18 protein-coding genes are annotated in these 25,061 nt (G+C 75.1%); 11 read left to right on the top strand and 7 right to left on the bottom strand.

All coding sequences use genetic code 11. The features are described from left to right. Positions 1-4: 4 nt before the first annotated feature. Positions 5-2,755 (top strand): DNA polymerase I, encoded by a 2,751-nt coding sequence (gene polA / locus WAA21_RS02240; RefSeq protein WP_336921114.1) that lies wholly within the window; start codon positions 5-7, stop codon positions 2,753-2,755. A 36-nt stretch (positions 2,756-2,791) separates the two neighbouring features. Here polA and WAA21_RS02245 read toward each other — a convergent pair whose 3' ends face one another. The 3 genes from WAA21_RS02245 to WAA21_RS02255 all read right to left on the bottom strand — a co-directional run bounded on the left by WAA21_RS02245 (position 2,792) and on the right by WAA21_RS02255 (position 5,281). After that, positions 2,792-3,820 carry an Atu2307/SP_0267 family LLM class monooxygenase gene (locus WAA21_RS02245; RefSeq protein ID WP_336921115.1) on the bottom strand — a complete coding sequence of 343 codons (1,029 nt, stop codon included), beginning with the start codon at positions 3,818-3,820 and terminating at the stop codon, positions 2,792-2,794. Positions 3,821-3,900: 80 nt separating this feature from the next. Continuing rightward, positions 3,901-4,113, bottom strand: a complete 213-nt coding sequence (locus WAA21_RS02250; RefSeq protein WP_336921116.1) for a hypothetical protein — start codon at positions 4,111-4,113, stop codon at positions 3,901-3,903. Between the two features lie 325 nt (positions 4,114-4,438). Continuing rightward, positions 4,439-5,281 (bottom strand): class I SAM-dependent methyltransferase, encoded by an 843-nt coding sequence (locus WAA21_RS02255; protein ID WP_442893213.1) that lies wholly within the window; start codon positions 5,279-5,281, stop codon positions 4,439-4,441. Positions 5,282-5,422: 141 nt separating this feature from the next. Between WAA21_RS02255 and rpsA the strand changes: the two genes are divergently transcribed. The 7 genes from rpsA to uvrB all read left to right on the top strand — a co-directional run bounded on the left by rpsA (position 5,423) and on the right by uvrB (position 13,245). Beyond that, positions 5,423-6,910 (top strand): 30S ribosomal protein S1, encoded by a 1,488-nt coding sequence (gene rpsA, locus WAA21_RS02260; RefSeq protein WP_336921117.1) that lies wholly within the window; start codon positions 5,423-5,425, stop codon positions 6,908-6,910. A gap of 157 nt (positions 6,911-7,067) precedes the next feature. Further along, positions 7,068-8,273 (top strand): dephospho-CoA kinase, encoded by a 1,206-nt coding sequence (coaE, locus tag WAA21_RS02265; RefSeq protein ID WP_336921118.1) that lies wholly within the window; start codon positions 7,068-7,070, stop codon positions 8,271-8,273. A gap of 32 nt (positions 8,274-8,305) precedes the next feature. Beyond that, positions 8,306-8,743 (top strand): alternative ribosome rescue aminoacyl-tRNA hydrolase ArfB, encoded by a 438-nt coding sequence (gene arfB, locus WAA21_RS02270; protein ID WP_336921119.1) that lies wholly within the window; start codon positions 8,306-8,308, stop codon positions 8,741-8,743. Between the two features lie 55 nt (positions 8,744-8,798). Continuing rightward, on the top strand, positions 8,799-9,170 hold the full coding sequence (gene yidD / locus WAA21_RS02275) for a membrane protein insertion efficiency factor YidD (RefSeq protein WP_336921120.1): 372 nt from the start codon (positions 8,799-8,801) through the stop codon (positions 9,168-9,170). A gap of 102 nt (positions 9,171-9,272) precedes the next feature. Continuing rightward, positions 9,273-10,559, top strand: coding sequence for a poly-beta-1,6-N-acetyl-D-glucosamine synthase (pgaC, locus tag WAA21_RS02280; RefSeq protein ID WP_336921121.1), 1,287 nt, complete (start codon positions 9,273-9,275; stop codon positions 10,557-10,559). Next, positions 10,556-11,089 (top strand): poly-beta-1,6-N-acetyl-D-glucosamine biosynthesis protein PgaD, encoded by a 534-nt coding sequence (gene pgaD / locus WAA21_RS02285; RefSeq protein ID WP_336921122.1) that lies wholly within the window; start codon positions 10,556-10,558, stop codon positions 11,087-11,089. The genes pgaC and pgaD overlap by 4 nt, the downstream gene beginning before the upstream one ends. A gap of 62 nt (positions 11,090-11,151) precedes the next feature. Further along, positions 11,152-13,245 carry an excinuclease ABC subunit UvrB gene (uvrB, locus tag WAA21_RS02290; RefSeq protein WP_336921123.1) on the top strand — a complete coding sequence of 698 codons (2,094 nt, stop codon included), beginning with the start codon at positions 11,152-11,154 and terminating at the stop codon, positions 13,243-13,245. 7 nt (positions 13,246-13,252) lie between these two features. Here uvrB and WAA21_RS02295 read toward each other — a convergent pair whose 3' ends face one another. Genes WAA21_RS02295 through WAA21_RS02310 form a run of 4 tightly spaced genes read right to left on the bottom strand, consistent with a single transcriptional unit; the run spans position 13,253 to position 19,203 of the window. Beyond that, a complete protein-coding gene (locus tag WAA21_RS02295) occupies positions 13,253-14,653 on the bottom strand; it encodes a pyridoxal phosphate-dependent decarboxylase family protein (protein WP_336921124.1) in 1,401 nt (466 codons plus the stop codon). A 6-nt stretch (positions 14,654-14,659) separates the two neighbouring features. After that, the gene (locus WAA21_RS02300) at positions 14,660-15,376 is read right to left on the bottom strand and encodes an MBL fold metallo-hydrolase (protein WP_336921125.1); all 717 of its coding nucleotides are present in this window, start codon (positions 15,374-15,376) and stop codon (positions 14,660-14,662) included. A gap of 17 nt (positions 15,377-15,393) precedes the next feature. After that, positions 15,394-17,337: a glycoside hydrolase family 15 protein gene (locus tag WAA21_RS02305; protein ID WP_336921126.1), complete on the bottom strand. Its 1,944-nt coding sequence runs from the start codon at positions 17,335-17,337 to the stop codon at positions 15,394-15,396. A gap of 60 nt (positions 17,338-17,397) precedes the next feature. After that, positions 17,398-19,203, bottom strand: coding sequence for an HD-GYP domain-containing protein (locus WAA21_RS02310; RefSeq protein WP_336921127.1), 1,806 nt, complete (start codon positions 19,201-19,203; stop codon positions 17,398-17,400). A 175-nt stretch (positions 19,204-19,378) separates the two neighbouring features. Here WAA21_RS02310 and uvrA point away from each other — a divergent pair, with 175 nt between their 5' ends. From uvrA to uvrC, 3 genes are all read left to right on the top strand, one after another. Next, positions 19,379-22,288, top strand: a complete 2,910-nt coding sequence (gene uvrA / locus WAA21_RS02315) for an excinuclease ABC subunit UvrA (RefSeq protein ID WP_336921128.1) — start codon at positions 19,379-19,381, stop codon at positions 22,286-22,288. Between the two features lie 76 nt (positions 22,289-22,364). Next, positions 22,365-22,913 (top strand): QcrA and Rieske domain-containing protein, encoded by a 549-nt coding sequence (locus WAA21_RS02320; RefSeq protein ID WP_336921129.1) that lies wholly within the window; start codon positions 22,365-22,367, stop codon positions 22,911-22,913. A gap of 71 nt (positions 22,914-22,984) precedes the next feature. After that, positions 22,985-25,021: an excinuclease ABC subunit UvrC gene (gene uvrC, locus WAA21_RS02325; RefSeq protein ID WP_336921130.1), complete on the top strand. Its 2,037-nt coding sequence runs from the start codon at positions 22,985-22,987 to the stop codon at positions 25,019-25,021. Positions 25,022-25,061 lie beyond the last annotated feature (40 nt).

Here is a 25,061-nt window from a genome sequence, read left to right on the forward strand (position 1 = left end):
TCGGGTGGGACGCCTGCTGCTGGTCGACGGTCACTCGCTCGCGTACCGCGCGTTCTACGCGCTGCCGGCGGAGAACTTCTCCACGAGCACGGGCCAGACCACCAACGCCGTCTACGGCTTCACCTCCATGCTCATCAACGTCCTGCGGGACGAGGAGCCCACCCACCTCGCCGTCGCCTTCGACCTCTCCCGGCAGACCTTCCGCACCGCGGAGTACGCCGAGTACAAGGCCAACCGCTCGGCCACCCCGTCGGAGTTCTCGGGGCAGGTCCCGCTCATCCGCGAGGTCCTCGACGCCATGGGCATCCGGCAGGTGACGGCCGAGGGCTTCGAGGCCGACGACGTGATCTGCACGCTCACGCGGCAAGGCCGCGAGGCCGGGCACGACGTGCTCGTCGTCACCGGCGACCGCGACAGCTTCCAGCTCGTCGACGACCACGTCACCGTGCTCTACCCGGTCCGCGGCGTGTCGGAGCTGTCGCGCATGGACCCGGCGGCGGTCGAGGCGCGCTACGGCGTGCCGCCGTCGCTGTACCCGGACCTCGCCGCCCTGGTCGGGGAGGACAGCGACAACCTGCCCGGCGTCCCGGGCGTCGGCCCCAAGACGGCCGCGAAGTGGCTGCTCGCGCACGGCGGCCTGGGGGGCGTCATCGGCGCGGTCGACACCATCAAGGGCAAGGCGGGGGAGAACCTGCGCGCGCACCTGTCCGACGTCGAGCGCAACCGGCGCCTCAACCGCCTCGTCGGCGACCTCGCGCTCGACGTCGACGTCGCGGAGCTCGAGAAGCGCCCGTGGGACCGCGACGCCATCCACACGGTCTTCGACGGCCTGGAGTTCCGGGTCCTGCGCGACCGCATCTTCGCGACGCTCGACAACGACGAGCCGACCGCCACCGAGGGCTACGCGCTCACGGTCACGCGCCTGGACGAGGACGCCGCCCGCGGCTGGTGGGGCGGGCGTGCCGCGGGGGAGCGGCTCGGCGCCGAGCTCGTCGTGGCCGACGACGGCGCCGTGGAGGCCGTCGCGCTCGCGACGGCCGACGACGACGGGCAGGTGGGGGAGGTCGTCACCGTGCCGGCGCCCGTGCTCCTCGACCTCGCGCGCGCCGGCGGCGGTCCGGCGCTCGTGCTGCACGACGCCAAGCCGCAGCTGCACCTGCTGTCGCGTCCCGCGGGCACCGCCGGCACGGCCGGCACCGCCGGGCTGCCCGACGGCCTCGTGGTGAGCGACACCGCGCTCGCCGCCTACCTGTGCCGGCCCGACCAGCGTTCCTACGACCTCGCCGACCTCGCGGTCCGGCACCTGCACCGCAGCCTGGTCGACGGCGCGGAGGTGGCCGAGGACGAGCAGTCCGTCGAGGACCAGCTCTCGCTGGGCCTGGACGGCGCCGCGGGCGGTGACGAGGACGACCTGCTCGAGGCGGCCCGCGCGACGCGGGAGCAGCGCGCCGGGATCCGGGCCGCCGCGGTCGCCGAGCTCGACGTGGTCCTCGCCCGCGAGCTCGACGAGCGCGAGGGCACGGCGCTGCTCACCGACGTCGAGCTGCCGCTGCTGCGCGTGCTCGCCCGCATGGAGGACGCCGGCATCGCGGTCGACGTCGAGCGGCTCGAGGGCCTGCGCGAGCACTACGACGTCCGCGTGTCGGAAGCGGCGCGCCTGGCGTACGCGGAGGTGGGGGAGGAGATCAACCTCGGCTCGCCCAAGCAGCTGCAGCGCGTCCTGTTCGAGCAGCTCGACATGCCGAAGACGAAGCGGACCAAGACGGGGTACACCACCGACGCCGAGGCGCTGCAGGACCTGTACGAGCGCACCGAGCACCCGTTCCTGCTCCACCTGCTCGAGCACCGCGACGCCATACGGCTCCGCCAGACCGTCGAGGGTCTGCTCGCGACGGTCGGGCCGGACCGGCGCATCCGCACGACGTTCCAGCAGACCATCGCCGCGACCGGGCGGCTGTCGTCGACCGACCCCAACCTGCAGAACATCCCCATCCGGACCGAGGAGGGCCGTCGCATCCGCGACGCCTTCGTGGTCGGGGAGGACGGCCGGGGGGCGATGGGCTGCCTCATGAGCGCCGACTACTCCCAGGTCGAGATGCGGATCATGGCGCACCTGTCCGGCGACGCCGGCCTCATCGAGGCCTTCCGCTCCGGGGAGGACCTCCACCGCTTCGTCGGCTCGCGCGTCTTCGAGGTGGAGCCCGCCGACGTCACGCCCGAGATGCGGGCCAAGGTCAAGGCGATGAGCTACGGGCTCGCGTACGGGCTCAGCGCCTTCGGGCTGTCGCGGCAGCTGCGGACGCCGGTCGAGGAGTCCCGCGCGCTCATGGACGAGTACTTCGAGCGCTTCGGCGGCGTGCGGGACTACCTGCGCGGGGTCGTCGACCAGGCCCGGCGCGACGGCTGGACGGCGACGATCCTCGGTCGGCGCCGGTACCTGCCGGACCTCACGAGCGACAACCGGCAGCGCCGCGAGGCCGCGGAGCGGATGGCGCTCAACGCGCCGATCCAGGGCTCGGCCGCCGACCTCGTCAAGGTCGCGATGCTCGGGGTGCAGGCCGGCCTCGACGCCGCGGGCGCCCGCTCGCGCATGCTCCTGCAGGTCCACGACGAGCTCGTGCTCGAGGTGGCCGCCGACGAGCTCGACGACGTCCGCGAGCTCGTCGTGCAGCAGATGGCGGGCGCGGCGGACCTCGCCGTCCCGCTCGACGTGTCGGTGGGCGTCGGCGGCTCCTGGTTCGACGCCGCGCACTAGGGCGGCCCCGAGCCGCTCCCGCGAGCCCGGCGTGCGTCAGGACGCGGCGAGGCGGGGGACGACCTCCGTGCCGAGCAGCTCGATGCCCCGCAGCAGGTCCGCGTGCGACATGCGCGGGTTCGTCATCTGGATGGACACGCGGTCCACGCCCCCCAGCTGGTCCGACACCCGCGCCAGCTTGGCCGCCACGGTGTCGGGGTCGCCCATGACGAAGGCGCCGTCGGGCCCGCTCGTGGCGTCGAACTGCGCCCGGGTCGGCGGCCGGAAGCCGCGCTCGCGGGACACGGTCGTGAACATCTCGTGCCAGCCGGGGTAGACGATGTCGGTGGCGGTGCGCACGTCCTCGGCCACGTAGCCGAACATGTGCAGGCCGACGGCCAGCCGCTCCGGCGGGTGCCCGGCCTCGGCGCCGGCCTGGCGGTACAGCCGGACCAGCGGGGCGAACTGGCGGGGCTCGCCGCCGATGATCGCCACCATGAGCGGCAGGCCGAGCACGCCCGCGCGCAGGAACGACTCCGGGGTGCCGCCCACGCCCACCCAGACCGGCAGGGGGTCCTGCGCGGGCCGGGGGTAGACGCCCTGCCCGGTGAGCGCGGGCCGGTGCCGTCCCGACCACGTGACGTGCGTGCTGTCGCGCAGGCGCAGCAGGAGGTCGAGCTTCTCGGTGAAGAGGTCGTCGTAGTCGCGCAGGTCGAGCCCGAACAGCGGGAAGGCCTCGGTGAAGGAGCCTCGTCCCACGACGAGGTCGACCCGCCCGCCGGACAGCAGGTCGAGGGTGGCAAACTGCTGGAACACCCGCACCGGGTCGTTGGCGCTGAGGACCGCGACGGCGCTGCCGAGCCGGATGCGCTCCGTGCGCGCGGCGGCGGCCCCGAGGATCACCGGGGGAGCCGAGTCGTAGTACTCCTCGCGGTGGTGCTCCCCGATGCCGAAGGAGTGCAGGCCGACGCGGTCGGCGAGCTCGATCTCCTCGAGCAGGTGCGCGAGCCGCTCGACGGGGCCGACGACGTGGCCGGTGCCGGGGTCGGTGACGCGGGACACGAAGCTGTCGACGCCGAGGTGCACGGGGGCTCCCGGGGGTGAGGGCGGTCGGGGCGCGGTGCGGCCCCGCACGAGCGTAGGAGGGCGTGGCCCACCCGGGACGGTCAGTGGCGGGTGGGCCGGTAGACGAGTTCGAGCACGTCGCCGTCGAGCACGTGGCTCTCGAGCAGCTCGAGGTCGAAGTCCTCGGCGCCCCGGAGGACCTGGCTCGTCCCGGTACGCCCGGACACGACGGGGAAGACGGTCAGCTGCATCCGGTCCACGAGACCGGCCGCCATGAGCGTGCTGGACACGACCGTCTCGGGCGCCCGCAGCATCCGCCGGTTCCACTCGTCCTGCGTGAGGGGGTCCTCACCCGCGACGAGGGCGCCGGCGACCTCGCGGAACCTCGTGGCCCGAACACCAGCCGGGGGAGCGGCTCGAGCTGCCGGGCGCGGCGCTCCAGCAGCTCCGGTCCCTGTCGGCCCCAGTACCCGCCCCAGTCGGCGCCCTCGACGAAGGAGCCGAACCCGTCGACGGTCGTGAAGACGTCCCAGGTGTACGTGGCGGTCATCGTGCCCCTCCGGTGGATCCGGCCGTCGGTCGTGAGGACAGACCACGGCGCGGCGTCGGACTCATCGCCGTCCCGCCGGGCGGCGGGCCTCAGGGCAGGGCGCAGACCAGCAGGAGCGTGCCCGGCACGTACTGCCCACGCAGCGGCGACCAGCCGCCCCACGTGTCCTCCAGCCCGTCGGGCCACTCGGGCTCGACGGCGTCCTCGAGCACGAGCCCGGCCGCACGGACCAGGCGCACCCAGTCGCCGACGGTCCGGTGGTACTCCGCGTAGACGACCCGGCCGCCGTCGCGCTCGACGTAGGCCCGACGGTCGAAGTACGACAGCGACACCCGCAGGCCGTCCCAGCCGGGGTCGTCCGGCAGCGCCCACCGGAACGGGTGGGTGACGCTCGCGACGAACCGGCCCGCCGGGCGCAGCACCCGGGCCACCTCACGGAGCACGGCGCCGGCGTCGGCGACGAAGGGCAGGGCGCCGTACGCGGAGAACGCGAGGTCGACCGAGGCGTCGGCCAGCGGCAGGCGGCACGCGTCCGCCTGCACGGCGGGGGTGCCCGGCCCGCGCAGCCGGAGCATGCCCGTCGACAGGTCGAGCGCGACGGGCCGCCCGCCCTGCTCCGCCACCCAGCGGCTGCCCTGCGCGGCGCCCGCACCCACCTCGAGCACCCGCGCGCCGGCGAGCGACCCGGCCGGCCCGAGCAGCCGGGCGTCGGCCTCGTCGAGCCCCTCCGGGCACCACACGAGCCGCGCGGGCAGGTCGGCGGGCGCGCGGCCCGCGGCCGCACGGCGCCCCTCGCCCCGGAGCCCGGCGAGGAAGGCGGCGTGCTCGGCCTGGTAGCCGGCGGCCTCGGCGTCCCACCAGGACCGGTTCGCCCGCACGGCCTCGTCGGCCGGCACCCCGTCGGTCATGCCCGCCGTCGTCCCGTCCACCACGGCGCGAGCCTGGCACAAGGCCGGAATGACCGTCCCACCTGCCGCGTTGACCCTGTGTCATCGCCGTCGATACCCTTTCGACGCGCACGCCCGTGTGCGACCTGACCACAGGTCATCGACCAATCCGGAGCCCACTACTTCATGACCACCCACACGACCGAGCCTGCGAGCACCCGTTCCTCCGTCGCGACCGTCGCGGTCAACGACATCGGCAGCATGGAGGACTTCCTCGCAGCGGTCGACGAGACCATCAAGTACTTCGGGGACGGCGACCTCGTCTCCGGCACCATCGTCAAGGTGGACCGCGACGAGGTCCTCCTCGACATCGGCTACAAGACCGAGGGTGTCATCCCCTCCCGCGAGCTGTCGATCAAGCACGACGTCGACCCCAACGAGGTCGTCACCGTCGGCGACGAGGTCGAGGCCCTGGTCCTCCAGAAGGAGGACAAGGAGGGCCGGCTCATCCTGTCCAAGAAGCGCGCCCAGTACGAGCGCGCCTGGGGCAAGATCGAGCAGGTCAAGGAGGAGGACGGCGTCGTCTCCGGCACCGTCATCGAGGTCGTCAAGGGTGGGCTCATCCTCGACATCGGCCTGCGCGGCTTCCTGCCGGCCTCCCTCGTGGAGATGCGCCGCGTGCGCGACCTCCAGCCGTACGTGGGCAAGGAGCTCGAGGCCAAGATCATCGAGCTGGACAAGAACCGCAACAACGTGGTCCTGTCCCGCCGCGCGTGGCTCGAGCAGACGCAGTCCGAGGTCCGCACCTCGTTCCTCAAGCAGCTCGCCCGGGGCCAGATCCGCACCGGTGTCGTGTCGTCGACGGTCAACTTCGGTGCCTTCGTCGACCTCGGTGGCGTCGACGGCCTCGTGCACGTCTCCGAGCTGTCGTGGAAGCACATCGACCACCCGACCGAGGTCGTCGAGATCGGCCAGGAGGTCACGGTCGAGGTCCTCGACATCGACATGGAGCGCGAGCGGGTCTCGCTGTCGCTGAAGGCGACGCAGGAGGACCCGTGGCAGCACTTCGCGCGCACCCACGGCCTCGGCCAGGTCGTGCCCGGCAAGGTCACGAAGCTCGTCCCCTTCGGTGCCTTCGTGCGCGTCGAGGACGGCATCGAGGGCCTCGTCCACATCTCCGAGCTGGCCGAGCGCCACGTCGAGATCCCGGAGCAGGTCGTGCAGGTCGGTGACGAGATCTTCGTCAAGGTCATCGACGTCGACCTCGAGCGCCGCCGCATCTCGCTGTCGCTCAAGCAGGCCAACGACTCCTCCGTCGCGGACACGGTCGAGGAGTTCGACCCGACGCTGTACGGCATGGCCGCGGAGTACGACGAGCAGGGCAACTACAAGTACCCCGAGGGCTTCGACCCCGAGACCGGCGAGTGGCTGCCCGGCTACGAGACGCAGCAGGCCGCGTGGGAGAAGCAGTACGCCGAGGCGCAGAAGCGCTGGGAGGCCCACAAGGAGCAGGTCGAGTCCGCGCAGAAGGCGGAGCTCGAGGCCGGCACGGCCACGGCCGCCAGCAGCTCCTCGTACTCCTCCGACGAGGACACGTCCTCCACCAGCGGTGGCGGCACCCTCGCCTCCGACGAGGCCCTCGCCGCGCTGCGGGAGAAGCTCACCGGCCGCTGAGCCGGACGCAGCACAGGAGGCCCGGTCCCCTTCGGGGGGCCGGGCCTCCGGCGTCCCCGGGGGCGTGCGTCCGTGCCCCCGCGGGTGCGGCAGGCTGCGGGGGGTCGACCGGGAAGCCTGCCGGGGGCGAGGCTCCGCCCGGTGGCAGGATCGCGGCGTGCTGCGCGTGGGACTGACCGGGGGGATCGGCGCGGGCAAGTCGACGGTCGCCCGCCGCCTCGCCGGGCACGGCGCCGTGGTCGTCGACGCCGACCGGCTCGCCCGCGAGGTGGTCGCGCCCGGCACGGACGGGCTCGCGGCGGTCGCCGACGCCTTCGGCCCCGGCGTGCTCGCGCCCGACGGGTCGTTGGACCGGGCCGCGCTCGGGGCGCTCGTCTTCGCCGACCCCGCCGCCCGGCACCGGCTCGAGGGCATCACCCACCCGCGCATCCGTGCGCTCACCGAGCAGGCGTTCGCGCAGGCGGGCACCGACGCCGTCGTCGTGCACGACGTGCCGCTGCTCGTCGAGCTCGGCTACGAGGACCGGTACCACCTCACCGCCGTCGTCCACGCCGACGCCGACGAGCGCGTCCGCCGGCTCGTCGCCGAGCGCGGCAGCACCGAGCCCGACGCCCGCCGCCGTGTGGCGGCGCAGGCCGACGACGACGCCCGGCGCGCCGCCGCGGACGTCTGGCTCGACAACACGGGCGCGCCCGAGCGGCTGCTCGGCGACGTCGACCGGCTCTGGCGTGAGCGGCTCGTGCCCTTCGAGGCGGCGGTGCGCGGGCGACGCGAGCCGCCCCGTGACCCGGCGACCGACCTCCGCGACGCCGACCCCTCCTGGGACGCGACGGGTCGCCGGCTCGCCGCCCGGGTCGTCCGGGCGGCGGGGGAGCGGGGCCTGCGGGTCGACCACGTCGGCTCGACGGCCGTGCCGGGCCTCGCGGCCAAGCCCGTCGTCGACCTGCAGCTCGTGGTCGCCGACCTCGCCGTCGCCGACGGCCTCGCCGACGCCCTCGCCGACGCCGGGTTCCCCCGGCGCGAGGGCGGGTGGGTCGACTCCGCGGCCGCGGGTGCCGCACCCGGCACGCCCGACGGCACGTGGCCGAAGCGCCTGCACGCCTCGGCCGACCCCGCTCAGCCCGTCAACCTCCACGTGCGGGTGGTCGGCACCCCGCCGGTCGCCTTCGCGCTGCTGTTCCGCGACTGGCTGCGCGCCGACGAGCAGGCGCGCGCCGACTACGAGGCGCTCAAGCGCCGCCTCGCCGCCCACCACCCGGTGCGCGCGGACTACGCCGCGGCGAAGGAGCCGTGGTTCGCCGACGTCGCGGGGCCGGCGGCGCGCGCCTGGGCCGAGGCCGCCGGCTGGGCGCCTCCGGGCTGAGCACCGGGGCGCCCTCGCGGGACACTGCCACCATGCCGACCGACGACGCCTCGGGGGACCTCCGCGTCACCGCCCGTGTCGTCGTGCCCGCCCGGCTGCTGGCGTGGCGCTTCAGCCGGTCCGCGGGCCCCGGCGGGCAGGGCGTCAACACGACCGACAGCCGGGTCGAGCTGTCGGTGCGGCCGCTCGACGTACCCGGGCTCGACGAGGCCCAGCGGGCCCGGCTGCTCGAGCGGCTCGCCGGTCGGCTGGTCGACGGCGTCCTCACCGTCACCGCCTCGGAGCACCGTCAGCAGCTGCGCAACCGCGAGGCGGCGCGCGCCCGGCTCGCCGGGACCCTCGCCGAGGCGCTCGCGCCGCCGCCGCGCGCCCGACGCCCGACCCGCCCGAGCCGCCGGTCGGTGGAGCGGCGCATCGAGGCGAAGAAGCGGCGCGGCCGGCTCAAGCGGGAGCGCGGCGGCGCGGAGTGACGCGCAGGAGACGGCTCCCGCGATTGCGCGGTCCCGGTGCGGGCACCTGCGCGGCATGAGCGCCTCCGACCCCGCCCTCGACCGGCCCGCGTCCGGCCGGCCTGCCCCCGACCGCCCCGACGCCGACGCCGGCAGCGTGTCACGGGCCGCGCGCCTCGCCGACCGGGCTGTCGCCTGGTACCAGGTCCGGGTGTCGCCGAGGACCCGCACCTCGTGCGCGCACCGGGTGGCCCACGGCGGGGAGTCGTGCTCGCAGGCCGTCCGGCGCACCCTGCGCTCGAGCGGTCTGCTCGGCTCCGCGGTACCGACCCTCGCCCGGTTCGCGGCCTGCTACCGCGCGGTCCGGCTGCTCACCCCGCACCAGCGGGTGCGGGGGGTCTGCTGCTGCGGCGGCATCCCCATCCCCTTCGGCTTCGGCCGGCGCTGACCGCGAGGAGCCCGCGCCGCGGGGGCGCGGTCGGGTCGGCGTCCCCCGGCCCGCCCGAACGGCCGATCAGGGGCGCGGCCCGCCCGGCCGATGACCTGGTACGTGGACACGCTCGGGCTCCTCGTCATGGCGTACCCGGTCGTGATGGCGCTCGTGTGGCTGACCGGGGGCGTGTACTTCTGGTACCGCCGCGAGCGCGGCCAGGCCGGCGTCGACGAGCCGCCGCTGCCGGCCGACGCGCCCCTGGTGAGCGTCCTCGTGCCGTGCCACGACGAGGGGGCCAACGTCCGGGAGACCCTGACCGCCGCGCTCGAGCAGTCGTGGCCGTCGCTGGAGGTCGTCGCGGTCGACGACGGCAGCACCGACGACACGTGGGAGCAGATGCTCGCCCTCGCCGCCGAGCAGCCGCGGCTGCGCGTCATCCGGCTCCGCACGAACGAGGGCAAGGCCGTCGCGCTGCGCACCGCCGCCCTGGCCGCCCGCTCCGACATCCTCGTGTGCGTCGACGGGGACTCCCTGCTCGACGAGCACGCCGTCGCGTGGCTCGCCTCGCACCTGCTCACCACCGCGCGTGTCGGCGCGGTCGCCGGCAACCCCCGCATCCGCAACCGCAGCACCCTGCTGGGGAGGCTGCAGGTGGGGGAGTTCAGCGCGATCGTCGGCCTCACGCGCCGCGCGCAGCGGACCTACGGCCGCGTCTTCACCGTGTCCGGGGCGGTGTGCGCGTTCCGGCGCGCCGCGCTGCACCGGGTGGGCTGGTGGTCCGACACCGCGGTGACGGAGGACATCGACATCTCGTGGCGGCTGCAGCGCGACCACTGGGACGTGCGCTACGAGCCGCGGGCCCTGTGCGGGATCCTCACGCCGGAGTCGGTGGGCGGGCTGTGGCGGCAGCGCCGCCGGTGGGCGCGCGGCGGGCTGCAGACGCTCGTCCGGCACGCCCCGTCGCTGCTGTCGTGGCGCCGCCGGCGCATGTGGCCGGTCCTGCTGGAGTCCGTCGTGAGCATCGCGTGGGCGCTCGCGGCCTGTGCCGTCGTCGCCGCGACCACCGTCGGTGTCCTCGCGGAAGGCGTCGCGGCAGGCACCCCGCTCACCGACCTCGGCGTCGACCTCGGCAACGCCGTCGTCCGGTGGACCGGTGTCGTCGTCGCCGTCGTCTGCCTCCTGCAGTTCGCCGTGAGCCGCCGCATCGAGGCGCCGTACGAGCCGGCGGGTGACCGCACCCTCGTCTGGCTCGTCTGGTACCCGCTCGCGTACTGGCTCATCAGCATGCTCGCGGCCGTCGCCGCCGTCCTCACCCTCGGCTGGCGCACCCCGCGAGGGCGGGCCACGTGGAGCAGCCCCGACCGCGGCCTCGTGACGGCCGTACCGGCGGGGGAGCCGTCATGAGGGTCCTCGAGCACGTCGTCGACCGCTCCGCCGAGCGGTCGCGTCGCCGCCGTGTCGTCGAGGGCGGGACCACCGTCGCGGCGTGGGGCCTGCTCACGCTGCTGGTGGCGTCGGTCCTCGACGTCCCGGCGCTGCTCGGCGTCGCGAGCCTGCCGACGGGCCGGGCGCAGCTGCTCCTCGTCCTCGCGCTCGGCGGGACCGGGGTGGCGCTGTGCGTCGGCCTGCTCGTGTGGGCCGCCTGGCAGCTGCACCGCTTCCGCGACGTCGAGCGACGGCGCCGCCCGGCCGACGTGACGGTGGAGGAGCACGCCGCCGTGGCGGCGGTCGACCTGCCGACGGGCGTCGACGTGCGGCTCGCCCGGGTCGCCGAGGTCGAGCTCGACCGGGTCGCGCGCGTCCACCGCGTCGTCGTCCACGAGCTGCTGCCCGCCGACGTGCGGCCGGGACCCGCGCCGCTGCCCGCGCCGCGCGTGCCGACGCAGCGGCGAGCGGCGGCGGACGCGGACGCCGGGGCGCCGCAGCCCTCCTGAGCCGGTCGGCGGGGCCCGCCGCCGCGGTCCCGGGTGTCGGAGGGGCCGCTTACCGTAGTCCTGTGCGTCCCGTCACCGACATCACGCGCTCCGTCGCCCCCTTCGAGGTCGTCAGCGAGTTCCAGCCCGCGGGCGACCAGCCCGCCGCGATCGCCGAGATCGCCCGCCGGGTCAACGGCGGCGCCCGGGACACGGTGCTGCTCGGGGCGACCGGCACGGGCAAGTCGGCCACCACGGCCTGGGTGGTCGAGCAGGTGCAGCGCCCCACGCTCGTCCTCGTGCAGAACAAGACCCTCGCGGCGCAGCTCGCGAACGAGTTCCGCGAGCTGCTGCCGCACAACGCCGTCGAGTACTTCGTCAGCTACTACGACTACTACCAGCCCGAGGCCTACGTCCCGCAGTCCGACACCTACATCGAGAAGGACTCCTCGATTAACGAGGAGGTCGAGCGGCTGCGCCACTCGGCGACGAACTCGCTGCTGACCCGGCGCGACGTCATCGTCGTCTCGACCGTGTCGTGCATCTACGGCCTCGGCACGCCGCAGGAGTACGTCGACCGGATGGCCCGGCTCAAGGTCGGCCAGACGGTGGACCGCGACGAGCTGCTGCGTCGCTTCGTGCAGATGCAGTACACCCGCAACGACCTGTCCTTCACGCGCGGCACGTTCCGCGTGCGGGGGGACACCGTGGAGATCATCCCGCAGTACGAGGAGCTCGCGGTCCGCATCGAGCTGTTCGGCGACGAGATCGAGCGCATCTACACGCTGCACCCGCTGACCGGCGAGATCGTCCGCGAGGAGGACGAGTACTACATCTTCCCCGCGTCGCACTACGTCGCCGGTCCCGAGCGGCTGGAGCGGGCCGTCGGCACGATCGAGGCCGAGCTCGTCGACCGCCTCGCCGAGCTCGAGCGGCAGGGCAAGCTGCTGGAGGCGCAGCGGCTGCGCATGCGCACCACGTACGACATCGAGATGCTGCGCCAGGTCGGCACGTGCGCGGGCGTCGAGAACTACTCGCGTCACTTCGACGGCCGCGCCCCCGGGTCGCCGTCGAACACCCTGCTCGACTACTTCCCCGAGGACTTCCTCCTCGTGATCGACGAGTCGCACGTCACCGTGCCGCAGATCGGCGGCATGTACGAGGGCGACATGTCGCGCAAGCGCACGCTCGTCGACCACGGCTTCCGGCTGCCGAGCGCCATGGACAACCGGCCGCTGCGCTGGGAGGAGTTCGTCGAGCGCATCGGTCAGACGGTGTACCTGTCCGCCACGCCCGGACCGTACGAGCTCGGCCGCGTCCGCGGGGACGTCGTCCAGCAGATCATCCGCCCGACCGGCCTCGTCGACCCCAAGGTCGTCGTCAAGCCCACCCGCGGCCAGATCGACGACCTGCTCGCGGAGATCCGGGACCGGGTCGCGAAGGACGAGCGCGTCCTCGTCACGACGCTGACCAAGAAGATGGCGGAGGACCTCACCGACTACCTGCTCGAGCAGGGCGAGCGGGTGCGCTACCTGCACTCGGAGGTCGACACGCTGCGACGGGTCGAGCTGCTGCGCGAGCTGCGGCAGGGCGACTACGACGTCCTCGTCGGCATCAACCTGCTCCGGGAGGGCCTCGACCTGCCGGAGGTGTCGCTCGTCGCGATCCTCGACGCCGACAAGGAGGGCTTCCTCCGGTCCTCCACCTCGCTCATCCAGACCATCGGCCGGGCGGCGCGCAACGTGTCCGGCGAGGTCCACATGTACGCCGACACCATCACCCCGTCCATGGCGCAGGCGATCGACGAGACCAACCGCCGCCGCGAGATCCAGGTCGCCCACAACCGGGAGCACGGCATCGACCCCACACCGCTGCGCAAGCGCATCGCGGACATCACCGACCTCATCGCGCGCGAGGACGAGGACACGCGGGCGCTGCTCGGCGGCTCGGGCCGGCGGCAGTCGACCGGCAAGGCGCGCGGCGGCGCCGTCGCTCCGGTCCCGGTGAGCCGGCACGAGGGCATGCCGCAGGCCGAGCTCGCCGACCTCATCCAGCAGCTGACGGACCAGATGCACGCGTCGGCCGCCGAGCTGCAGTTCGAGGTCGCCGCGCGGCTGCGCGACGAGATCAGCGACCTCAAGAAGGAGCTGAGGGGCATGCAGGCCGCCGGGGTCTGATGGCCCGTCAGCCCCCGGCCCGGGCGGCTCCGACGGCCTCGACGGCCTCGCGGACGACCTGCACCGCGAGGTCGACGTCGTCCTCGTCCGTCGCCCAGCCGGCGAGGGAGACGCGCAGCACCGCCCGGTCGCGCCAGCGCGAGCCGGACAGCCACACCCGGCCGTCGGCGAGGACGTGGTCGACGACGGCCCGGGTCGTCGCGTCGTCGCCCACGGCGACCGTCACCTGTGTGGAGACGACGTCGTTGAGCACCTCGACGCCGGGGACCGAGCCGAGGCCCGCCGCCGTGCGCAGGGCGTTCGCGTGGAGCCGGTCGACGAGGTCGGCGACCCCGCCCCGCCCGAGGCTCCGCAGCGCCGCCCACGTGCCGAAGGCCCGACCGCGCCGCGACCACTCGGGCGTCCGCTCGAACGGCTCGAGGGCGTCGCCCGGGGTCGGCACCATGTAGGCGGCCTGCATCCCCATCGCGGCGCGCAGCGCGCCGGGGTCGGCGACCACCGCGAGACCGCAGTCGTACGGCACGTTGAGGGTCTTGTGGGCGTCCGTGGACCACGAGTCGGCCTCCTCGACCCCCGCCACGAGGTGGCGCAGGCGGGGCGAGGCGGCCGACCACAGCCCGATGGCGCCGTCGACGTGCACCCAGCCGCCACGGGCGTGCACGAGGGGCACGAGCTCGGCGAACGGGTCGTAGCCTCCGCTGTGGATGTGGCCCGCCTGCAGCGCGACGACGAGCGGCGCGCCGTCGGGGACCGCCGCGAGGGCGTCGGTCAGGGCGTCGGGCCGGACCCGCCCCTGGTCGTCGACCGCCACCGGCACCGGCGCTCCGAGGCCGAGGAAGCGCAGCGCCCGGTCGACCGTCTCGTGCCGCTCCGCGCCCACGAGCACGTGGACGCGGGGCGCGCCGGTCAGCCCGTCGCGCGCCACGTCGTGTCCCGCGCGCCGCAGGACGGCGTCCCGCGCGGCGGCCAGGCACGTGAAGTTCGCGGACTGCCCGCCGGGCACGAGACCGACGGTTGCGGTCGGTGGCAGGCCGAGCAGGTCGAGCACCCACCGCTCCACGGCGTCCTCGACCGCCGCGTGCGCGGGCGAGGCGGCGCGCAGACCGGCGTTCTGGTCCCAGGCGACACCGAGCACGTCCGCCGCCACGGCCGCGGGCAGGGCGGCGCCGATGACGAAGCCGAAGAACCGGCCGCTGCCGGTCGCGGTCAGACCCGCATCCGCGGCGGTCGCGAGGAGCTCGACGACCTCGTGCGGGTCCTGCGGCTGCTCCGGCAGCGCCCCGCCCAGGGCCCCGGCGTCCCACCCGGCGGCGGGCACGACCCGGCGGCTCGGCAGCCCGGCGAGGTAGCGGCCACCGTGCCGGGCGGCGCGGGCGAGCAGCCCGTCCCAGTCCTCGTAGGTCCGCACCGCCGCCTACCAGCCACGCTCGCGCCAGCGCGGCAGCTCCGGGCGCTCCGCGCCCAGCGTGGTGCCGTCGCCGTGCCCCGGGAGGACGAGGGTCTCGTCGGGCAGGACGTCGAAGAGTCGCGTCGTCACGTCGGCCAGGAGGGAGTCGAAGCGCTCGCGATACCCCCACGTGTTGCCGACGCCGCCCGGGAAGAGCGAGTCCCCGGTGACGGCGACGGGTGGGTGCTCGTCCGTCCCGGGCAGGACGAGGGCGACGGAGCCCGGCGTGTGCCCGCGCAGGTGGACGACGTCGAGCCGCATCCCGGGCACCTCGACGACGTCCCCGTGGTCGAGCGCGCCGACGGGGGCGGGCACCCCGGTCGGCAGGTCACCCGCGTCCTCGCGCCCGACCCGCACCCGGTCCGGGCCGAGCGCGGCGACGGCGTCCGGGAGCGCCCGGTGGTGGTCCCAGTGACCGTGCGTCGTCACGACCACCCGGACGTCGGCGCCGACCCCCGCGACGAGGGCCGACTCCTCCGCGAGCGCCACCACGGTGCCCACGTCGTCCGCGGCGTCGACGAGGACCTGCCCGCCGCCGGAGCGCGGGGTCAGCACGTAGCAGGCGTTGTCCTGCTCGCTCACCGAGGCCTTCGAGACCACGACCGGCCCGAGGTCGAGGTGCACCGCCGGGCCGTCGCGGTCGGTGTGCAGGGCCGGGACGCCGTCGTCACCGACACGCAGCACGCGAGGCGCCCAGCCGCTCACCACGCCTCCCGCGCGCCGTCGTCGCTGTCGAGGGCCTCGGCCGCCCGCACGAGGGCGAGGTGGCTGAAGGCCTGGGGGTAGTTGCCGGTGAAGAGGCCGGAGGCGGGGTCGTACTCCTCGGCGAGCAGGCCGAGGCCGGGTGTCGCGAGGTGGACGAGACGGTCCATGAGCACCGTCGCCTCTTTCTCCCGTCCGGTGCGGGCCCAGTGCTCGACGAGCCAGAACGAGCACGCGAGGAACGGGTGCTCGTCGCCCGCGAGGCCGTCGACGCCGGTCTCGGCCCGGTAGCGCAGCACGAGGCCGTCACGCAGCAGGTCCTGCTCGACCGCCTGGACGGTCGCGAGCATGACGGGGTCGTCCCAGTCGAGGAACCCGACCTGGGCGGCCTGCAGGAGGGCCGCGTCGACCGTGCGGCCTCCCAGGTACTGCACGAGGTTGCCGCGCTCGGGGTCCACGCCCTCGCGCAGCACGAGGGCGCGGATCTCGTTCGCGGTGCGCTGCCACAGGTCGGCGTGCCCGGGCCGGCCGAAGTCCTCGACCGCCCGCACGCCGCGGTCGAAGGCCGCCCACGCCATGATCCGCGAGTGGGTGAAGCGGCGGAGGTCGCCGCGGATCTCCCAGATGCCGTTGTCGTGGCTGTCCCAGATGCCGGCGAGGTGGTCGAGCAGCGCCGCCTGCATCGACCAGCTGAAGACGTCCGTCGGCAGCCCCGCGCAGCGGGCCGCGTGCAGGGCGACCATCACCTCGCCGATGACGTCGACCTGCAGCTGGGTGGCGGCCGCGTTCCCGATGCGCACCGGCTGCGAGCCCGCGTACCCGGTGAGGTGGTCGACCGTGTACTCCTCGAGGCGCCGCTCGCCGCCGATGCCGTACATGATCTGCACGTCCTCGGGTGCACCCGCGACGGCGCGCAGCAGCCACTGCCGCCACGAGTCGGCGATGTCGAGGTAGCCGTGGGCGAGCAGGGCCTCCAGCGTGAGGGCGGCGTCCCGCAGCCACACGTAGCGGTAGTCCCAGTTCCGCACGCCGCCGAGGTCCTCCGGCAGGGAAGTGGTCGGCGCCGCCACGATGCCGCCGGTGTCCTCGTGCGTGAGGGCGCGCAGGGTGAGCAGCGAGCGCTTGACCGGGGCGGTGTACCGGCCGTCGTGCCGGCAGCGCGAGGCCCAGTCCCGCCACCACGCGTCGGTGCGGTCGATCGCCGCGGTCACGTAGATGGGCTCCGGGGGCGGGCGGTGCGAGGGGTACCACGTGAGGACGAGGTCCCGGCGGCGTCCGGCCTCGACGTCAAACTGGCCCGCGTGGCGGTGGTCGACCGGGACCGGCAGCGGGTCGCAGCGCAGCAGGAGGGCGTCGGGTCCGGCGACGGCGAGCAGCGCCTGCGCCCCGCCGTCGTCGGAGGCCGAGGTGGCCGCGTTCGGCCCGGAGTCGACCCCGCGCTTGCGGTCCGGGCCCGGCGCCGGCAGCGCGAAGGCGGCGTCGACGGCCGACCCGTCGTCGCGGATGCGGCGCACCCACGGGACGTCGGAGCCGTAGCCGAAGCGGATGACGAGCTCCTGGCGCATCCGGACGGTGCCCTCGACGCCCTCGACCCGCCGCACGAGGTCCGCCCGTCGGCCGCCGACGGGCATCGTCTCGAGCACGCGGGCCACGCCGGTGCCCGTCCGCCAGACGGTCTCCAGGGTGAGCGTGTCCTCGCGGTAGCCGCGCTCGACGAGCTCGGCGTCCTCGTCGGCGGGCGCGAGCAGCCAGCGGCCGTCGTCCGGGCCGCCGAGCAGCGCCGCGAAGCACGCGGGGGAGTCGAACCGCGGGAAGCACAGCCAGTCGACGCTGCCGCGCGCCGAGACCAGCGCCGCGGAGTGGAGGTCGCCGAGGAGGGCGTAGCTGCCGATGGGCTCCGTGCCGGGGTGTGTCGGGCCGGTGGGGGGAGGGGGACCCGCCATGGCCCGACGGTACCCGGCACACGCGGCGGGTGCGGGCGGTGCCCGCCCGGCGCGCCGCCGTCAGGGACGGGCGGGCGGCGCGGCGCTGCCGGACGTGCCGGACGGCGGCCTGCTGGGCGTCGCGGTGCTCGGTGCGACGGACGCAGGGGTGGGGGTCGCCGACGGCCGGGCGCTCGTCGGTGCACCGGTCGGCTGGTCCGTCGGCCGGGCGGTCGGCTGGGCGGTCGGCTGGGCGGTCGGCTGGGCGGTCGGCCGGGACGACGGCGGGGAGGTGGGCCGTCCCGTCGTCGGGGCGGTCGTCGGCCGGCCGGCCGGGGTGGTGGCCTCGCGTCCGGTGGGCGCCCCCGTCCGGTCGGGTCCGGGCGCGGTGGGACCGGCGTCGGGCCGGGCACCGCCGCCGTCGGGCACAGCCGGGGACGCAGTGGTGGGCCGGCCCGGAGACTGCGTCCGGGTGGGGGCCGGCGCCGGCGGGGTGGCGGCGCCGGTGGGGGGCAGGGGGGGTGCGGCGCGCCCCGGCGTGGTGGCATGGGCGGTGGCCGGCTCCGTGGCCGACGGCCCTCCGGGTGCGACGGTCGACGACGTGCCGGTCCCGTCGACGGACGGGCCGCGCGGCGTCGGGACGGCCGTGACCGCACCGGCCGTGCCGTCCGGTGGGGCGACGGTGGTGCGCCCGTCGTCGCTGGTCGCCGCGACGTCGTCCCCTGCGCCCGGGAGGGGGCCGAGCCCGGCGGCGACGGCGGCCGTCCCGACGCCCAGGGCGCTGCCGACGCCCACCACCGCGGCGGTGCCGGCGGCGGCGACCGTCGTCCCGGCGGAGGCGGTGACGGCTGCACCGAGCTGGATCGCCGACTGCTGGGCGGTGCCGATGACGGGCACCTGCACGAGGAGGCCGAGCGGACCGGTGGCCCACCACAGGCGCGGCAGCGGGATCGCGAGGAACTGGCGGACGACGACCGGGTCGAACTGCGACCCGGCGCAGCGGGTGAGCTCGACGAGGGCGTCCTTGGTCTGGCTCGCCTTCTTGTACGAGCGCGCGGCCGTCATGGTCTCGAAGGCGTCGACGACGGCGACGACGCGCCCGGCGCGGCTGATCTGCTCGCCCGCGAGGCCCAGGGGGTAGCCGCCGCCGTCCCAGCGCTCGTGGTGGTGGAGGATGCCGCCCGCCCACTCACCGAGCCAGTCCGCGAACGGGCCGACGAGCCGAGCCCCGTGCGTGGGGTGCTCGCGCACGAGCTGCCACTCCCGCTCGTCGAGCCGCGACGGCTTCGACAGCACGGACGCCGCGACCTCGAGCTTGCCGATGTCGTGCAGCAGGGCGGCCCAGCGCAGCCGGTCCCGGTCCGCGACAGGCAGGCGGGCCTGGTCGGCGTAGAGCTCGGTGAGCATGCGGACGCGCTCGCTGTGCCCGCGCGTGCGCTTGTCGTGCCGCCCGAGGGCGGTGACGAGCGCGAGCATGACCTCGGCCACCTCGCCCGCCCCGCGTGCGCCGAGCAGGGCCGCGCGCACCGCCTCCTGGTCGCGGCCCAGGCGGGCCACGGCGAGGCGCGACGGTGCCCGTCCCGGGAACAGCATCGTCATGCGGAGCAGGGTCTCCAGCGGCAGGAAGCGGCGGACCGCCCGCTCGACGAGCAGCGAGGTGACGAGGCAGGCCGCGCCGATGGTGAGGACGAAGCGCCACAGCGGCACCTCGCCGATCGCCCGCGACACGACCACCCCGACGGCGACGGACGCGAGCACCGGTGCGGCGTAGATGCCCACGCGCAGGGTCACGGCCAGGCCGCGGCGCGAGCGCCACCGCGCCGGGTCGTCGCCGTCGTCGCCGTCGTCGCCGTGAGTGCTCGCTCGCCCCGTGACGCCCTCGGCCACCGTGCCGTCCTCTCGCCGGTCGGGCGGCCGCGGTGGCCGCCCGTCCCCCTTTCGGCAGATCGCCCGACGATCCTGAGCCCCGCCGCCCGGCCGCCGGCCCGGTCGGCGCCGCGCTGCCGCCCGAGGGAGCCCCGGCCCGGTCGGCGGTGTCGGCGCGTCGACCTACCATCGACGCGTGGCAGACCGTCTCGTCGTCCGTGGTGCCCGCGAGCACAACCTCAAGGACATCGGCGTCGACATCCCCCGGGACTCGCTCGTGGTCTTCACGGGCCTGTCCGGGTCCGGCAAGTCGTCGCTGGCCTTCGACACGATCTTCGCGGAGGGCCAGCGGCGCTACGTGGAGTCGCTCAGCGCCTACGCCCGTCAGTTCCTCGGTCAGATGGACAAGCCGGACGTCGACTTCATCGAGGGGCTGTCGCCCGCGGTGTCGATCGACCAGAAGTCGACGAACCGGAACCCCCGCTCGACCGTCGGCACCATCACCGAGATCCACGACTACCTGCGCCTGCTGTTCGCGCGCGCCGGGCGGCCGCACTGCCCGGTCTGCGGCGAGCCGATCGGGCGGCAGACGCCCCAGCAGATCGTCGACCGCCTGCTCGAGATGCCCGACGGCACCCGCTTCCAGGTGCTCGCGCCGGTGGTCCGCGGGCGCAAGGGCGAGAACCTCGAGCTGTTCCGCGAGCTGCAGTCCAAGGGCTACTCCCGCGCCCGGGTCGACGGGGAGGTGGTGACGCTCGCGGAGCCGCCCGCGCTGGACAAGCGGCGCAAGCACGACGTCGACGTCGTCGTCGACCGCCTCGTCGCCCGCTCCGAGGGCGACGACGAGCGGCAGCGCTCGACGAAGCGACGCCTCACCGACTCCGTCGAGACGGCCCTCGGGCTCGCCGACGGCATCCTCGTCGTCGAGCTCGTCGACGTCCCCGCCGGCGAGACCCACCCCGAGCTCGGCCCCCGCGAGCGCCGCTACAGCGAGCGGCTCGCGTGCCCCAACGACCACCCGGTGGCGCTGGAGGAGATCGAGCCGCGCACGTTCTCCTTCAACGGCCCGTACGGCGCGTGCCCGGAGTGCAGCGGGCTGGGCACGCGGCTGGAGGTCGACCCCGAGCTCGTCATCCCCGACGACGACCTGTCGCTGGCCGACGGCGCGGTGGCGCCGTGGTCGCAGGGCACGCAGAGCGTCGACTACTTCGACAAGCTGCTGACGAGCCTCGCCGAGGCCCTCGGCTTCTCGATGACGACGCCGTGGCGGGCGCTGCCCGAGCGCGCCCGGACCGCCGTGCTCCACGGCCTCGACGGCCAGCTCGACGTCCGCTACCGCACCCGTCACGGCCGTCAGCGCGCGTACCGGGCCGGGTTCGAGGGCGTCGTCCCCTTCATCCGGCGCCGGCACGCCGAGACGGACTCGGAGTGGGCGCGCGACCGCTACGGCGCCTACATGCGCGAGGTGCCGTGCCCGGTCTGCAAGGGCGCGCGGCTGCGCCCGGAGGTGCTCGCGGTCACGGTGTCGGGCCGCAACATCGCGGAGGTGTCGTCGCTGACGATCGGCGAGGCCGCGGACTTCCTGTCGGCGCTGGAGCTGAGCGAGCGCGAGCACACGATCGCCGACCGGGTCCTCCGGGAGATCCACGCGCGTCTGGGCTTCCTGCTCGACGTCGGGCTCGACTACCTCAGCCTCGACCGGGCCGCCGGCACGCTGTCCGGCGGCGAGGCGCAGCGAATCCGGCTCGCCACGCAGATCGGCGCGGGCCTCGTCGGTGTCCTCTACGTGCTCGACGAGCCGAGCATCGGCCTGCACCAGCGCGACAACCAGCGCCTCATCGGGACGCTCACGCGGCTGCGGGACCTCGGCAACACCCTCATCGTCGTCGAGCACGACGAGGACACCATCAAGGCCTCGGACTGGGTCGTCGACATCGGGCCGGGTGCGGGCGAGCACGGCGGGCAGGTCGTGCACTCCGGGCCGCTGCCGGAGCTGCTGCAGAACACGGCCTCGCTCACCGGCGCGTACCTCGCCGGCCGGCGCGAGATCCCGACGCCGTCCCGGCGCCGTCCGGTCGACCGCGCCCGCATGCTGGGCGTGCGCGGCGCGCGCGAGCACAACCTCACCGGCATCGACGTCGACTTCCCGCTCGGGGTGCTGTGCGCGGTGACGGGGGTGTCCGGCTCCGGGAAGTCGACGCTGGTCAACGACATCCTCTACACGGTGCTGGCGAACAAGCTGAACGGCGCCCGCCAGGTGCCGGGGCGGCACCGCACGGTGACGGGCCTGGAGCACCTCGACAAGGTCGTCCACGTCGACCAGGGCCCGATCGGCCGCACCCCGCGGTCGAACCCGGCGACCTACACCGGCGTCTGGGACCACGTGCGCAAGCTCTTCGCCCAGTCGCCCGAGGCCAAGATCCGCGGCTACCAGCCCGGGCGGTTCTCGTTCAACGTCAAGGGCGGGCGGTGCGAGCACTGCCAGGGCGACGGCACGCTGAAGATCGAGATGAACTTCCTGCCGGACGTCTACGTGCCGTGCGAGGTGTGCGGCGGCGCCCGGTACAACCGGGAGACGCTCGAGGTCCACTTCAAGGGCAAGACGGTCGCCGACGTCCTCGACTCCCCGATCGAGGAGGCCGCGGAGTTCTTCGCCGCGGTGCCCGCCATCGCCCGGCACCTCAACACGCTCGTCGACGTCGGCCTGGGCTACGTGCGGCTCGGCCAGCCGGCGCCCACGCTGTCCGGCGGCGAGGCGCAGCGCGTCAAGCTCGCCACCGAGCTGCAGCGCCGCTCCGCGGGACGCACCGTCTACGTGCTCGACGAGCCGACGACCGGCCTGCACTTCGAGGACATCCGCAAGCTCCTCGGGGTCCTGCAGGGCCTCGTCGACAAGGGCAACACCGTCATCGTCATCGAGCACAACCTCGACGTCATCAAGAGCTCCGACTGGGTGGTCGACATGGGCCCCGAGGGCGGTTCGGGCGGCGGCCGGGTCATCGCGCAGGGCACACCGGAGCAGGTCGCGCGCGTGGCGGCCAGCCACACCGGACGCTTCCTCGCCCCGCTGCTGGGCGTCGAGCCCGCGAGGCGCAAGGCCGGTTGAGGCGTCCGCCGGGCCGGTCGGCGGCGTAGGAGGAGGTGGGGCGTCCGCCGCGGACGCCCAGGACGGGAGGACGGACATGGAGCTGCCCTGCACCTCGCGCCGGGTCCTGCTGCGGGGTCTCGCCGCGGTCGGAGTCACGACGATCGCCTCGGGCGTGCTCGTCGCGTGCGGTGGTGAGGACCCCGGCACCACCGCCGCGGACGGCTCGGGCACGGACGGCTCTGGCGCGGACGGCTCGGGCGCGGACGGCTCGGGCGCGGGCGCGTCTGGCGCGGGCGCGGACGGCGCGAGCGCCTCGGGCGCCGACGGACCGTCCGAGGGCGGCGGGGCCGGGGTGAGCGTCCCGCTCGCGGACGTGCCCGTCGGCGAGGCCGTCGTCGTCGACTCCTCGGCGGGACGCTTCGTGGTGGCGCAGCCGACGGCCGGCGAGGTGGTGGCCTTCTCGGCCGCCTGCACCCACCAGGGCACCCCCGTCGTGGCCGACGGCGGCCTCGACCTGCGCTGCCCCAACCACGGCAGCCGCTTCGACGCCGCGGACGGCGCCGTGCTGCAGGGGCCCGCGAGTGAGCCGCTCGCGGAGGTGCCCGCCACGGTCGAGGGCGACCTGGTCGTCCTGTCCGTCTGAGCCACCGTCCCGCCCGTCCCGCACGACCCCGAACGCCGTCGCCGTCGGCGCCCGCACCTACCCTGGGCGGCGTGGCAGACCCGTCGACGTACCGGCCGAGGACGGGGGAGATCCCCGACCAGCCGGGGGTCTACCGGTTCTCGGACTCCCACGGCCGCGTCGTGTACGTCGGCAAGGCGAAGAGCCTGCGCCAGCGGCTCACGAGCTACTTCGCCGACCCCGCCGGGCTCCACCCCCGCACGCAGCAGATGGTGTTCACGGCGGCGAAGGTCGAGTGGACCGTCGTGCGCACCGAGGTCGAGGCGCTCCAGCTCGAGTACACGTGGATCAAGGAGTTCGACCCGCGGTTCAACGTCAAGTACCGCGACGACAAGTCCTACCCGTGGCTCGCCGTCACGGTGGGGGAGACGTACCCCCGGGTGCAGGTGCTGCGCGGCGCCAAGCGCAAGGGCACCCGCTACTTCGGCCCCTACTCCCACGCGTGGGCGATCCGGGAGACCGTCGACCAGCTGTTGCGGGTGTTCCCCGTGCGCACGTGCAGCGGCGGCGTGTTCAAGCGGGCCGGCCAGGTCGGGCGGCCGTGCCTGCTGGGCTACATCGAGAAGTGCTCGGCCCCGTGCGTCGGCCGCGTGAGCGCGGAGGAGCACCGGGCCCTCGTCGACGACTTCGTCGACTTCATGGCCGGCGACACGCAGAAGTTCGTGCGCCGCCTCGAGCGGCAGATGCGCGAGGCCGCCACGGCCATGGACTACGAGCGCGCCGCGCGGCTGCGCGACGACATCGGGGCGCTCGAGCGCTCGCTCGAGCGCAACGCCGTCGTGCTGCCCGACGCGACCGACGCCGACGTCTTCGCCCTGGCCGAGGACGAGCTCGAGGCCGCCGTCCAGGTGTTCCACGTCCGCGGCGGGCGCATCCGCGGCCAGCGCGGCTGGGTGGTGGAGAAGGTCGAGGACGTCACCACCGAGGGGCTCGTCGAGCGGCTGCTGCAGCAGGTGTACGGCGCCGACGACCCCTCCGGCGAGCGCGGCGGCAGCGTCCCGCGGGAGGTGCTCGTGCCGGTGGAGCCCGCCGACCGCGACGAGGTCGTCGCGTGGCTGTCGGGGCTGCGGGGCTCGCGGGTCGACGTACGCGTACCGCAGCGCGGCGACAAGCGGACCCTGCTGGAGACCGTCGCCACCAACGCGAGGCAGGCCCTCGCGCTGCACAAGACCCGCCGCGCGGGGGACCTCACCACCCGCAGCCTCGCGCTGCAGGAGCTGCAGGAGGCGCTCGCGCTGCCCGAGGCGCCGCTGCGGATCGAGTGCTACGACGTCTCCCACCTGCAGGGCCGCGACCGGGTCGCGTCCATGGTCGTGTTCGAGGACGGCCTGCCGCGCAAGTCCGAGTACCGCACGTTCAACGTCCGCGGGCACCTCGGCGACGACGACACGGCCGCCATGCGCGAGGTGCTGGGGCGGCGGTTCCGCCGCTACCTCGAGGACCGGGAGCAGGCGGGCGACCTAGAGATGGGTCCGGACGGCCCCGACGACGACCCGGACGGCGAGGCCGTGGGCCCGGGTGCCATCGACCCGACCACGGGCCGACCGCGCCGCTTCGCGTACCCGCCCCAGCTCGTGGTCGTCGACGGCGGCGCCCCGCAGGTCGCCGCGGCGGTGCAGGCGCTCACGGAGCTCGACATCAGCGACGTGGCGGTCGTCGGGCTCGCCAAGCGCCTGGAGGAGGTGTGGGTCCCCGACGACGACCACCCCGTCGTCCTGCCCCGGTCCTCGCAGGGGCTGTACCTCCTGCAGCGGCTGCGGGACGAGGCCCACCGCTTCGCCATCGGCAAGCACCGGGCGCGGCGCAGCAAGGGCATGACCGTCAGCGAGCTCGACGCCGTCCCCGGCCTCGGGCCGGCGCGACGGCGCGCGCTGCTCGACGCCTTCGGCTCGGTGCGGGCGCTGCGTGAGGCCGACGCCGACGCCGTCGCGCAGGTCCGCGGCATCGGGCCCGCCCTCGCGCGGACCGTCGTCGGCGCGCTGCGCGGGCCGGACGGCGCCGACGCGGGGGCCGACGCGCCGCCGCGGCCCGTCACGGTCGACACGAGCACCGGCGAGGTGGTGGGCTGAGGCACGTGAGCGACGTGCCGGACCTCGACCCCGCCGACTC

It is taken from the genome of Aquipuribacter sp. SD81 (assembly GCF_037153975.1).
Classification (GTDB): domain Bacteria; phylum Actinomycetota; class Actinomycetes; order Actinomycetales; family JBBAYJ01; genus Aquipuribacter.

What these genes read in the sequence shown, in the direction of transcription:
- WAA21_RS02250 (WP_336921116.1), bottom strand. Translation starts at nt 4,113, where the DNA reads ATGCTGCGGGCGCCCGAGACGGTCGTGTCCAGCACGCTCATGGCGGCC.
- rpsA (WP_336921117.1), top strand. Translation starts at nt 5,423, where the DNA reads ATGACCACCCACACGACCGAGCCTGCGAGCACCCGTTCCTCCGTCGCG.
- arfB (WP_336921119.1), top strand. Translation starts at nt 8,306, where the DNA reads ATGCCGACCGACGACGCCTCGGGGGACCTCCGCGTCACCGCCCGTGTC.
- yidD (WP_336921120.1), top strand. Translation starts at nt 8,799, where the DNA reads ATGAGCGCCTCCGACCCCGCCCTCGACCGGCCCGCGTCCGGCCGGCCT.
- pgaD (WP_336921122.1), top strand. Translation starts at nt 10,556, where the DNA reads ATGAGGGTCCTCGAGCACGTCGTCGACCGCTCCGCCGAGCGGTCGCGT.
- WAA21_RS02305 (WP_336921126.1), bottom strand. Translation starts at nt 17,337, where the DNA reads ATGGCGGGTCCCCCTCCCCCCACCGGCCCGACACACCCCGGCACGGAG.
- WAA21_RS02320 (WP_336921129.1), top strand. Translation starts at nt 22,365, where the DNA reads ATGGAGCTGCCCTGCACCTCGCGCCGGGTCCTGCTGCGGGGTCTCGCC.